Source organism: Roseibium aggregatum, from assembly GCF_017309185.1.
GTDB classification, from domain to species: Bacteria; Pseudomonadota; Alphaproteobacteria; order Rhizobiales; family Stappiaceae; genus Roseibium; species Roseibium aggregatum_B.
The window spans coordinates 218,868-230,762 of the sequence record NZ_JAEKJZ010000004.1 but is presented as its reverse complement, the minus strand read 5'-3'; the positions used below and the strand labels follow the sequence as shown (position 1 = coordinate 230,762).

The following is an 11,895-nucleotide window of genomic DNA, read 5'->3' as shown; positions in this document are numbered from 1 at the left end:
AACGCGGCCGATTGCAGCCGCCTTAGGGACGCAAAAATTTGAGGAGGTCGCCTTGGGAAAGGTAACCGGTTTTCTGGAAATCGATCGGCAGGAACAAAAATACCAGCCGGCTTCTGACCGTATCCGTCATTTCCGCGAATTCACCATTCCGCTGAACGAGCAGGAAGTCGCCAATCAGGCTGCCCGCTGCATGGATTGCGGCATTCCTTTCTGTCATGGCCCGGACGGCTGTCCGGTCGACAACCAGATTCCTGACTGGAACGACCTCGTCTACCAGGGGGACTGGGAAATCGCCCTGCGCAATCTGCACACGACCAACAATTTCCCCGAGTTCACCGGGCGGATCTGTCCGGCGCCCTGCGAGGAAGCCTGCACGCTCAATCTGGAAGACATTCCGGTCAACATCAAATCGGTCGAACAGGCGATTGCCGACAAGGGCTGGGAACAAGGCTGGATCGTTCCCGAACCGGCGGCGGCCAAGACCGGCAAGGCGGTCGCGATCGTCGGCTCCGGTCCCGCCGGAATGGCGGCCGGCCAGCAGCTTGCCCGTGCCGGCCACACGGTACACATCTATGAACGCGAACCGAAAGCCGGCGGCCTTCTGCGCTACGGCATTCCGGACTTCAAGATGGAAAAGCACTATATCGACCGCAGGGTCAAACAGATGGAAGCCGAGGGTGTGACCTTCCATTACGGCGTCAATGTCGGTGTCACGGTCAGCCTGGAAGAACTCTCCGACCGGCACGACGCGGTGATCCTGTGCGCCGGCGCCGAGCGGCCGCGCGACCCGGGCGTCACCGGCATGGAGATGGAAGGCTGCCATTGGGCCATGGATTACCTTGTGCAGCAGAACCGCCGTGTCGGCGGTGAGCCCGAGGGCGACGAGGCCCCGATCTGGGCAGCCGGCAAGCATGTGGTCGTCATCGGTGGCGGCGACACCGCATCCGACTGCGTGGGAACCGCCTTCCGCCAGGGTGCGCTTTCCGTCACACAGCTGGACATCCGTCCGATCCCGCCGCTGAAAGAAGACAAGATGACGTCCTGGCCCTATTGGCCGACCAAGTTCCGTACGTCCTCCTCCCAGGCCGAAGGTGCCGAGCGCGAGTTCTCCGCCGCCACCCTTGGTCTCGTCGGCGAAGACGGCCGGATCGTCGGCGTCAAATGCGCCCGTGTCGACGAGAAGCGCCGCCCGATCGAGGGAACGGAGTTCATTCTGCGTGCCGATCTGGTTCTGGCTGCAATCGGTTTTTCTGGTCCCCGCCTTGATACCTATATCGCCCAGTCGGGTGAAAAGCTGGAACTGGATGGCCGCACCAATGTGAAGGCCGATACCGAGAACTATATGACCAGCATGAACAAGGTGTTCGCCGCCGGCGACGTCCGCAAGGGCCAGTCCCTGGTGGTCTGGGCGATCCGCGAAGGCCGCCAGGCAGCACGCTCCGTCGACCTCTTCCTGACCGGCTCCACCGACCTGCCGCGTTAAAGCCGATCGCGTTGAAATCTCTGATTTCGGACAGCGAAAAGCGTTTCCGTCAAAATGCGAGCTGCTTTAAGCCCATTCAAGCCATGAAGCCCCGGCCTCGAGCCGGGACTTCAGAAGGTCGCTCGGGAAACCAAATATTCTGTGAGTAAACAGGGCTCCGCTCAAAGCGGTGCGCCGGTGCGGGCATCAACGGGTAGATAGACACGTTTGACCGGGGCGGACGCCCGTTGGCCCGATCCTCCGGACCGGACCGGCTCGGTTCGTTCGAACAGCTCCGGCGGCCGATTGGGGTCGACCTCTTCGAAAGCATGCGGCCCCATCAGGGCGGCCGGCTTCTCCGTAATCACATGCACGGGTGCGAGCTCTTCCGTCAGGGAGGCGATACGGCGATTGTCCACCCGGCCCGGCATGGGTTTCAACGCATCGCCTTTGACGAAGAAACGATAGGCCGTGCTCTGCGGGTCGATTTCCTCGTCGTCCTCGCCGCCAAGCAGAAGCGCCTCCGGAGAGGTCGTTCGGCCGGTCAGGACGATGAAGTTCGGATCGTCCGCGACCCCTTCAAAAGCATATCCCCCATAGCCGCCAAGAAGACGGGACAGCTCCCGCTCGACGAAGAACGCAACTTTTCGATAGCCTGCCCAGGTGAAATCGATCCTGTCGTTGGTCCTGAGCCGGGCATTCTTGCCGTCCACGTCGGGTCCATAGGAAGAGTAGCTGCCGTCTTCGGCCAGGAAAATATCCCATATGTCGACAAACCGGATCCGCCGGTCCTCGGACGTGCTCTGGAAGATCGAGTTCAACTGGGTAAAGTCCGCATTGACCAGCTCGTCGTTCGTCGGCGGCAGACCGGCCCAGACAATCGGCTTTTTCTCCTGGCGGACGACCCGCACGAGATCGTCCACCTTGTCCCGATAGACGTCCAGCCATTCTCCGGTCATGAAATCCACCGGCGGCTCGCCGGGAAAGCTCTTGGTCAGGTCCTGGCGTCCGATCATGACCACCACCGCCTTTACATCCGCGCCGCGGATCTTGGCGAGGACCTGCGTTGGCCAGTCCGGCGGGCTCTTCCCGGCAAAGCCCGCCTTGTCATCCGTCACCGTCTCGACGCGGACCTGAGGCTTTTCGGCAAGCGCGAATTTAAGCCCGTCGGCCACCCCACGCGCCATCCGGTCGCCGACCACCAGGATCAACCCGGCATTCGGGTCTTTCGGTATAGCTTCGAAAGCTGGGGGGGTGCCGGTTGCGCGACGGCTCGTCTGGGATCTTTGCTTGCTCGGACGTTGCTTCTTCGTACGCCGTTTACCGCCGCCGAAAAGCCTTTGCAGCGGAGCGAAAGGATTGAAGCCCTTGAGAATCCCGCTCTGGGCGATGACGATTTCCTTTTGCGCCGGCTCCTGCGCAAGCGCATCCGGAACGCCTTCGCAGGCAAGGACGAACGCGCAGGCCGCGGCGGCCCATACGGTCAATCTGATGGATTTAAGCGATCGTCTTTGACGCCTGCGGGCTGTCACCATCGGCTCCTGAATGGCAAGGATTCCGTAACCGAGTTTAACCGCCAAGTTTCAGTTTCGCCAGCAAAACCACGGAGGCATAGCCGTCCGGAACAAGTCCCTTCGAGCGCTGGTAGGCCCGGATGCCGCGCTTTGTCGCCGGTCCGACCTTGCCGTCGGCTGTTCCGACGGAAAACCCGCGCCGGTTGAGCAGGTTCTGGAGCTCCGCCGTTTCCGACCGGTTGAGCGGCAGATGATCGCGGGACCAGTCGCCTTCCAGCCTGCCTCCTCCGATGATCCGGTCGGCCAGATGTCCGACGGCCAGGGCATAAGCGGTGGCGTTGTTATAGCGCTTGATGACGTAGAAATTGCGCAGCATCAGAAAGGCCGGTCCGCTTGCGCCTGCCGGAAGCACCAGAATGGCATTGTCGGACGGACGGGGAAAATTCCGTCCGTTGGACCGTTTGATGCCGTATTTCGCCCACTCGCCGAGTGTCAGCGTCTTCTCGCCGTCCGCCAGATGATAGTCGAAGCCTCGTGGAAGCGCGACTTCATAGCCCCAGGTCTTGCCGGTCTGCCAGCCGTGTTTTTTCAGATAGTTGGCGGTCGAGGCCAGCGCGTCCGGAATCGAGGTCCAGATGTCGCGGCGTCCGTCTCCATTGTAGTCGGCCGCATAGGCCTTCCAGCTCGACGGCATGAACTGGGTGTGCCCCATGGCGCCGGCCCAGGACCCCTCCATGTCCTGAAATCGGACATGACCGGCCTGAACGATGCCAAGAGCCGTGATCAATTCCTTTGTCCAGAAGCTTTTGCGACGGGGTGCGGCATAGGCCAGCGTAGCGAGTGCCTGGACGACGTTGTGGCGGCCCATGAAACCGCCGTAGTTCGTTTCCATGCCCCAGATGGCCAGAACCGCATTCCGGTCGACACCGTAACGGGCTTCGATCTCGCGAAGGACCGGGCCATACTCCTGAAGCAGTTTACGGCCCTTCTCGACCCGGTCGTCGGAGACCGCGCTGTCGAGATACTCCCAGATCGGTTTCACGAATTCCGACTGCTTGTTAATCAGCCGCAGCGTATCGTCGTCCGGCTCCATGCCGGTAAAAACCGCGTTATAGGTCTGTGAAGAAATCCCCGCAGCCTTTGCCTGGGGCCAGAAATCCCGGATGAACCGGTTGAAACCGGCATCGGCGTACACGGGCGATACCATGGAGGCCAAACCGCCGGCAACGACCGCCGCAGTCAGGAACCGGCCAAGACGCCTTTTAAGTGGCTCGAAAAATATCAATGAATTCATGGTATTGGAAGCTCGCCGCACAAACGTCCGCATTTGGGCCTCCTTCAGCCCGGATCCGTGTTCGTTTCTGCCCCCGCCCAATGAATGGTCCCGTTCTGGTTACTGAATAGTTAATGCCGGAAACGAAGGCCGGCTTCAACCGCGTTTTCAGTGTAATCGCTGCCCTGTTGCGAGCTCTCGAATCGGCGGTGCGTGTAATTCGCGGTCAGCGCCGTGTTCTTGGTCAGGGCGAATGTCACACCGCCGAAGCCCGTCAGCGTCTGTTCCTCGATCGAAATGCCTTCGTAGGTGCGGTAGCTGTAGCCCACCCCGGTTTCGGCAACCAAGCGGTCGCTGAACTCATGCGCCAGGCGCAGGTCGCCGGAGTAGACGATCGAACCGCTCGCCGTGGGAATGTCGGTCGAATCGAAGCTGGTGCCGATACCGCCGGTCACGGTCGTCAGGCGGCTTGGAGACCAGACGAGGGAGCCGCTGACGACAAGTCCCGACAGATCGTCCAGCCTGTCGTCCTCGATGTTCTCGATCCTCCAGCCGCCGCCGATTTCCGCGCTCACCTTGGGTGCCGAGGCAACCGTCAGGCCGCCTCTGAGCTGGTAGCCGTTCGCGTTGCGGTTTTCGCACAGGGCCCCGCTGCAGGTCTCGTCGTACCGCCGCAACAGGAGCGATCCTTCGACAAAGGGCGAAAAAACACTCCCGGTGTTGCCGTCCAGCCTGAGACTGGTGGAGAAAAGCGTGTTGTCCCGGGCGCTTTCAAAGACGCTGTCGGAGCCATCGTCGGAACTGTATGTGCTCCGGTCGACATCGAAGGCGGCGGTGGCGGCGACAATGCCCACTTGCCTGGAAGCCCCGAGCGATCCGGACAGCGTTTGAATATTGTCGACGCCGGAAGCGGATTCGGCACTTCCGTCTTCTTCCCGGGCGTAGGTGAAGGCGACCCCGCCGTCGATTTGGGTCGCTTCGCTGACATCGAGGCGCAGGTTTGCGGCTGCCGTGACGGTGCCGTCATTGTCGTCCGAGTTTTCCGGATAGCTGACATATGTCCCGCGCAGGGAAGCGTCGAACTGGTGTCGCGACCAGTTGGACGTCAAGGCCACATCCGGCGAGATACTCACCAGAGATCCTCCTTCTCCGGCCGCGGATCCTGCGGTGTTGTCGGTGTAGCCTGCAGACAGGGTGAGTTGAGGCGTCAGAGTGAAAGACCCCAGCCGGATACCCTGCGGCGCATCGAAGCTCGTATCCCCACCGAAGACGCTGGTGTCGATCACCTCTCCGTTGACGGCGACCGAGCGGCCAACGGCGGCAATCCTGTCGGAAAAGGGACGGATCGGCAGCACCGGCCCGTTGGTGCCGAGACCGCTTGAATCGGCCTCCGCTTCCGCCGCGTTCAGCGTTGGACGCAACGCGAAGACGTTCGACCGCGTCGGATTGACCTGTGTGTTCTGTGCCGCCGCGTCCGCCGTCTCTTCCGCGGCGAGCGCATCTTCCGCATCCGCCGATCCCCGCAAGTCCGGCAACGCCGATTGCGCGGCCGCGGAGACGGCCTGCAAGGCGGTGCAGCAGACAAGAACATACAGATACGGGCGCATTTATTTTCGGGACCGGTCGCATTTGAATTCAGTCTCAAACTGACGAAGGATGGTTAATGCTTGGTTTCCTTGTCGCAAATTGACAATCGGCGAAGGAAAGCCGCCACGGCATCACCGGCACCTGGCGACGGCAGAGATTGCAGAGGTTGCCGACAGGCGATAAACCCGGGAGACATGACCGCCCCAAAGGGCAAAACCACAAAAAAGCCTAAAATGATGCCCAACAACCAGACCGATCTCATTTCAGAAGAAGACACCGACATGTCCAGCCAAAGTCTGGTTTCCGCCGAACGTACCCTGGAAACGGAAATCGCGGGATTGAGCGCCGTGCGCGCGGCCCTCAAGAACGGCCTCGGAGGACCGTTTCAAAAGACCTGCGAGCTCATCCTGGAGAGCCGCGGCCGGGTCGTCGTGACGGGCATCGGCAAAAGCGGCCACATCGGCACCAAATTCGCCGCGAGCCTCGCCTCGACAGGAACACCTGCCTTTTTCGTGCATGCCGGCGAAGCAAGCCATGGCGACCTCGGCATGATCACCGAGAACGATGTGGTGATCGCCCTGTCCTGGTCGGGAGAAACTCAGGAACTTGCGGGTATCGTCGCCTATACCAGGCGCTTCCGGGTGCCGCTCGTCGCCATCACCTCGCGCCAGGACAGCGCATTGGGCCGCGCAGCGGACATCGTCATGAAACTGCCGGGCGTGACCGAAGCCTGCCCGCACGGGCTGGCGCCGACGACCTCCGCTCTCATCCAGCTGGCAATCGGCGATGCGCTTACCGTTGCCCTTCTGGAAGGCCGCGGCTTCACCGCTCAGGACTTCAGGGTCTACCATCCGGGCGGACGTTTGGGCGCAAGCCTGAAGACCGCGAAGGACATCATGCATTCCGGCGACAGCCTGCCGCTGGCGCCCGCTTCCCTGCCCATGAGCGAAGGCATCGTCCTGATGAGTCAGAAGGGCTTCGGTGTCCTCGGGGTGACGGACGAACTCAACCGGCTCGTCGGCATCATTACCGACGGTGACCTGCGCCGACACGTTTCTTCCAATCTCCTGGACAGGCTCGCCGGCGACATCATGACCCGCGGGCCAAAGACGGTCGAACCGGGCACCCTCTCCGCCTCCATCCTGGAACTCGTCAACAGCCTGTCGATCACCTCTGTCTTCGTGATCGACGACGGACGGCCGGTCGGGATCATCCATCTGCACGACCTGTTGCGTATCGGGGCGGCCTGAAACCGGGTGCCCCTTGTCCCTGACGATGGGAGACGGTAACTGAAAACCCTCGTCAGAATTACCGGCGCGAAAAAAATATTTTGTTTTCGGCCCGCGATCCCGAAGACCATTAGGAATTGATTAGCCATACCGGATTTAGACTGCAGCCAGGTTTTAATGGCGTGATGCCGCAGACTTCGGTGTGTGTACAGAATGGATCTGGCGACCCTAATCGGAATTGTCGGTGCGTTTGGCATCGTTGTAACCGCTATCTTTCTCGGCGGCAGCTTCGGCCAGTTCATCGACGTTCCCTCGATCCTGATCGTGATAGGCGGCGGCCTTGCCGCCACGCTGATCCGCTTTCAGATTTCCGACATCATGGCGGCCTTCGTGACCGGATTTAAGGTCGCTCTCGGTGGAGCGGGCCCCAAGCCGCGCGACCTGATTTCCGAAATCACCAATCTCGGAGAGATCGTGCGCAAATCCGGCCCTCTCGGACTGGAAAATGTCGACGTTTCCGACCCTGTCCTGGCAAAGGGCGTCCAATATATCGCCGACGGCTACGAGCTCGAGTTCATCAGGGAATCGATGGAACGCGAACGCGACCTGAATCTGGCCCGCCTTTCGGAAGGCAAACGCGTCATGAAGGCCCTGGGCGACTCCGCCCCCGCCTTCGGCATGATCGGGACGCTCGTCGGTCTGGTGCAGATGCTTGCCAACATGGACGACCCGGCCGCGATCGGCCCCTCCATGGCTGTCGCGCTTTTGACCACCCTTTATGGCGCGTTGATTTCCAACATCATCTGTCTTCCGCTTGTCGACAAGCTGGACGCGAAGTTCGACACGGACGAGGTCAACCAGACGCTGATCATTGACGGTGTCTGTCAGATCCGTGAATCGAAGAGCCCGGCGCTCATCAAGGAAATGCTGGTGGCTTACCTGCCCGAAAAGGCGCGCGCGGAGCTGGCGGACGCCGCTTAAGCCCTCCAGACCCAACTCACAACCGGACACGAGGCGATGGCAAAAAAGAAACAGCAAGGCGGCGGCGGCGCTCCGGACTGGCTGGTGACTTTCGCCGATCTGATGTCGCTGCTCGTGTGCTTCTTCGTTCTGATCATTTCCTTTTCCATTCAGGACAAGCAGAAGCTCCAGGTCGTCGCCGGATCGATGCGCGACGCGTTCGGGGTGAAGGAAAACTCCCGCAAGACCGGGATTATCGAAGTCGAAGGGATCCCGATCCGCGACTACATGAAGGACATCAGCCAGGTCCAGCAGGATCTGGACTCCGACTTCGCCGAGGAACGCCACGAAAACCGGACCAAGCAGGGGCCGGAGGCCAATACGCACGACACGCTCGAGGCCGAAATCGAGAAACCGCGGCAGTTCGCGACCGCGGCCGCCTCGCTGCGCCAGGCGTGGCAGGAAATGCCGGAAATTACCGAGATCTCCAGCAATATCATTCTTGAGGAAACCGAAGAGGGCCTCAACATCATGCTGGTCGATCAGGACGGCCGTTCGATGTTTCGCGAAGGCTCCAAATACCCTTACGAGACGACCCGCCGCCTGATTGCCAAGATGGCGCCGGTCCTTTCAAAAATGCCGAACCGGATCGAGATCACGGGACACACCACCTCGGGACAAACCACCGTCGATCCGAGCTACACCGGTTGGGACCTGTCCAGCGAACGGGCCAACGTCGCCCGCCAGATCCTGGCGGAATACGGCGTTCAGGGCGATCAGTTCTACGCGGTCGTCGGCAAGGCGGACACCGAGCCGCTCTTCCCCAACGATCCGTATCTTGCCGCGAACCGCCGGATCGGCATCCTTCTCAAGGCCGAGGAACCACCGATCCCGCCGGGCCACAATCCCTGATCTGGGGCCTCAGTCCGCCGGACTGACGACAAGGCGGGCTCCGTCGATGGACTCCACGCGAACCTTCGTGCCTGCCGGCAGATCCGGTCCAGTAATGCGCCAGATCGTGTCGTCGATGGACAGATTTCCCGTGCCTTCGCTCAACGGCACTGTCAGTGTGAACTCGCGGCCGATGTAGCGGCTGCCACGCTGGTTGAGGCCAGGGTCGCCCTTTTCCGACGCCATCTTGATCATCAGACGCCGTCCGATCAGCAGACTGATCAGAGACAGGGCCAGGAACAGCGCCACATAGATCTGCCACGGGAGATCGAACAGCAGCGCCACGACACCGACGACCAGAGCGGAAAGCCCGAACCACAGGAAGATCGTGCCCGGCGCCAGGATCTCCAGACCCAGCAGAATGAGCCCAAGAACGAACCAGCTCCAGGGGCCGAGCGCGGCCACGATGCTTTCGATCAGGCTCACGACGGGTTGCCTCCGTCATTCGGGCCGGTGTTCGGTATCCGCCCGGAAGACCGCCGGTTTTGGGCCTCTTCGCCGAAGGCTTCCTTGGCGATTTCGCTGATACCGCTCAGCGCCCCCAGAAGCGAGGTCGACTCCATCGGCAGGATCAGCGTTTTCTGGTTGCGGGAGTTGGCCAGTTCCTTGAAGGCTTCCACATATTTGTTGGCGACGAAGTAATTGATGGCCTGCACATCTCCGGCGGCGATCGCCTCGCTGACCATGAGGGTGGCCTTGGCTTCGGCTTCCGCCTCGCGTTCGCGGGCTTCCGCATCACGGAACGCGGATTCGCGCCGGCCTTCCGCCTCCAGGATCAGCGACTGTTTCTCGCCTTCCGCCTTGAGCACTTCCGACTGCCGCTTGCCTTCCGCCTCCAGGATCGCGGCGCGCTTGTCGCGCTCCGCCTTCATCTGGCGCGCCATGGCGTCGACCAGATCGCGCGGCGGATTGATATCCTTGATCTCGATCCGGGTGATCTTCACGCCCCAGGGCTCGGCGGCCGCATCCACCACACGCAGAACCTGGGCGTTGATCTCGTCGCGGTTGGACAGGAGATTGTCGAGGTCCATCGAACCCATGACGGACCGGATGTTGGTCATGGTCAGATTCAGGATCGCGTTCTGGAGACCGAGCACCTCATAGGCCGCCCGCGCCGCGTCGAGCACCTGGTAGAAGGTCACGCCGTCGGCGGTCACCGTGGCGTTGTCGCGGGTGATCACTTCCTGCGACGGAACGTCGAGCACCTGCTCCATCATGTTCAGCTTGTGACCGATCTTGTCTATGAACGGAATGATGAAGTTCAGGCCGGGTGTCAGGGTCTTGCGGTACTTGCCGAAACGCTCGATCGTGTAGTTGTACCCTTGGGGCACTGTCTTGACGCCGGCAAAAAAGACCAGAACGACCAGGGCTACCAGGCCGATCAGGAAAATATTGAATCCCGAGATTGGCAAATCCATATTCATCTCCCGAAAGATTTTCAGTCACTATGCGCTGATTTGACTCAGCGTTCCAGCTTGTTCCCGGTCGCGGAGCGAACGGAAAGCCCGATTGATGTCTGCTGCGGAGTTTCGTTGGAATCGTTTAAGGAATTGCGACGACGTCAAAACGACCGGGTATCCGCGAAAGAAGAACCGTTGTTCTCGGACAGTTCACGGCCCGGCCGCCGGGCCGTGACCTTGTCTCTATCGCGCGCGGCAGCCCTGCTTCGTCCGGCGACGAAACGAAGAACCCAGCCTCCAAAGGACGCCGGGTTGCCTCCATGTCATGTGCTGCGCGCCGGGACCAACGCCTTTGAAGCCCAGGTCCTGCGTTCTAAGGGCGGCGGATCAGTTCAGATCCAGCCGCCGAGTTCGCGGCGAACGACCTGTTCGATGACATCCATCCCAAGCTCGCTGTCGTTCAGGCAGGGAATATGCGAGAAATGCTCGCCGCCGTTTTCCTCGAAGATCTCGGCGGCTTCGCCTGCGATTTCCTCAAGCGTTTCCAGACAATCGGCAACGAAACCGGGGTTCATGACGGCGATGTCCTTGACGCCGTCTTTCGCGAGCTGCTCGACGGTCTTGTCCGTGTAGGGCTGCAGCCACTCTTCGGGCCCGAACCGTGACTGGAAGGTGATCTTGAGCTTAGTCTCGTCCCAGCCCAGAACCTCTCGCATAAGCCGCGTCGTCTTCATGCAGTGGCAGTGATAGGGATCGCCGCGCCGGAAGTAGGACTGCGGTATACCGTGGAAGGAGGCCAGAACCATTTCCGGCTCCTGGTCCAGACTTGCTATGTGTTGCTGAACGGACTTCGCGAGCGCCTCAACGTAGACCGGATCGTCGTGATAGGGCGGCACGGTGCGGATGGCCGGCTGCCAGCGCATCTTGAGCAGCGTCTTGCAGACGACATCGTTGACCGTCGCCGTCGTGCTTGCCGAATATTGCGGATAGAGAGGGAACACCAGGAGCCGGTCGCAGCCCTCGTCCTTCAACGCCTTCAGCTTGTCCGGGATCGACGGCTGGCCGTAGCGCATCGCCCAGTCGACCTTGAGACGTCCGCCCTCGTCCCCCAGAATCTCCGCCAGTTTGTCGGATTGGCTGCGGGTGATCGTGCGCAGCGGGGATTCGTTTTTCTCGTGGTTCCAGATTTCCTCGTAAGCCTTGCCGGACTTGCCCGGACGGGTCATGAGGACGATGCCGTAGAGGATCGGATACCAGATGGCGCGTGGCCACTCGATCACCCGCTTGTCGGACAGGAACTCCCGCAAATAGCGGCGCATCGGCCAATAGTCCGTGCCGTCCGGCGTGCCGAGATTGACCAGAAGGACGCCCACCTTGCCAGTCTTTACCGACGGGTGATCCCGAGGCAGTTTCATCTGGCGAAAGTCCGCAGTCCGGTCGGCGTTAAGAGGTTCGGTGGGTTGAACGGTCATGAGAAGGCGAATTCCTTGAGCATTTTCTTTGTGCCTTACATAGGCCA

General features: G+C 61.0%; 10 protein-coding genes. 4 read left to right on the top strand and 6 right to left on the bottom strand.

Annotated features, from left to right (window positions below; genetic code table 11):
- Nucleotides 1-52 precede the first annotated feature (52 nt).
- Nucleotides 53-1,483, top strand: a complete 1,431-nt coding sequence (locus tag JF539_RS18725) for a glutamate synthase subunit beta (RefSeq protein ID WP_207142241.1) — start codon at nucleotides 53-55, stop codon at nucleotides 1,481-1,483.
- Between the two features lie 161 nt (nucleotides 1,484-1,644).
- Here JF539_RS18725 and JF539_RS18720 read toward each other — a convergent pair whose 3' ends face one another.
- The 3 genes from JF539_RS18720 to JF539_RS18710 form a co-directional block, all read right to left on the bottom strand.
- The gene (locus tag JF539_RS18720; RefSeq protein WP_209017415.1) at nucleotides 1,645-3,042 is read right to left on the bottom strand and encodes a DUF459 domain-containing protein; all 1,398 of its coding nucleotides are present in this window, start codon (nucleotides 3,040-3,042) and stop codon (nucleotides 1,645-1,647) included.
- Nucleotides 3,032-4,270, bottom strand: coding sequence for a lytic murein transglycosylase (locus tag JF539_RS18715; RefSeq protein WP_207142240.1), 1,239 nt, complete (start codon nucleotides 4,268-4,270; stop codon nucleotides 3,032-3,034). Before JF539_RS18715 ends, JF539_RS18720 begins: the two co-directional genes overlap by 11 nt.
- A gap of 110 nt (nucleotides 4,271-4,380) precedes the next feature.
- Entirely contained in the window at nucleotides 4,381-5,856 is a 1,476-nt protein-coding gene (locus JF539_RS18710; RefSeq protein WP_207142239.1) for an outer membrane beta-barrel protein, read from the bottom strand.
- 216 nt (nucleotides 5,857-6,072) lie between these two features.
- Between JF539_RS18710 and JF539_RS18705 the strand changes: the two genes are divergently transcribed.
- The 3 genes from JF539_RS18705 (at nucleotide 6,073) to JF539_RS18695 (ending at nucleotide 8,937) form a co-directional block, all read left to right on the top strand.
- Nucleotides 6,073-7,086: a KpsF/GutQ family sugar-phosphate isomerase gene (locus JF539_RS18705; RefSeq protein WP_207142452.1), complete on the top strand. Its 1,014-nt coding sequence runs from the start codon at nucleotides 6,073-6,075 to the stop codon at nucleotides 7,084-7,086.
- 192 nt (nucleotides 7,087-7,278) lie between these two features.
- Nucleotides 7,279-8,046: a motility protein A gene (locus JF539_RS18700; RefSeq protein WP_207142238.1), complete on the top strand. Its 768-nt coding sequence runs from the start codon at nucleotides 7,279-7,281 to the stop codon at nucleotides 8,044-8,046.
- Nucleotides 8,047-8,082: 36 nt separating this feature from the next.
- Complete coding sequence (locus JF539_RS18695; protein ID WP_207142237.1) at nucleotides 8,083-8,937, top strand: flagellar motor protein MotB; 855 nt, start codon at nucleotides 8,083-8,085, stop codon at nucleotides 8,935-8,937.
- A 9-nt stretch (nucleotides 8,938-8,946) separates the two neighbouring features.
- Here JF539_RS18695 and JF539_RS18690 read toward each other — a convergent pair whose 3' ends face one another.
- The 3 genes from JF539_RS18690 to hemH all read right to left on the bottom strand — a co-directional run bounded on the left by JF539_RS18690 (nucleotide 8,947) and on the right by hemH (nucleotide 11,791).
- The gene (locus tag JF539_RS18690) at nucleotides 8,947-9,402 is read right to left on the bottom strand and encodes an NfeD family protein (protein WP_207142236.1); all 456 of its coding nucleotides are present in this window, start codon (nucleotides 9,400-9,402) and stop codon (nucleotides 8,947-8,949) included.
- Entirely contained in the window at nucleotides 9,399-10,394 is a 996-nt protein-coding gene (locus JF539_RS18685) for an SPFH domain-containing protein (protein WP_207142235.1), read from the bottom strand. Before JF539_RS18685 ends, JF539_RS18690 begins: the two co-directional genes overlap by 4 nt.
- A 374-nt stretch (nucleotides 10,395-10,768) precedes the next feature.
- Nucleotides 10,769-11,791: a ferrochelatase gene (hemH, locus tag JF539_RS18680; protein ID WP_209017445.1), complete on the bottom strand. Its 1,023-nt coding sequence runs from the start codon at nucleotides 11,789-11,791 to the stop codon at nucleotides 10,769-10,771.
- Nucleotides 11,792-11,895 lie beyond the last annotated feature (104 nt).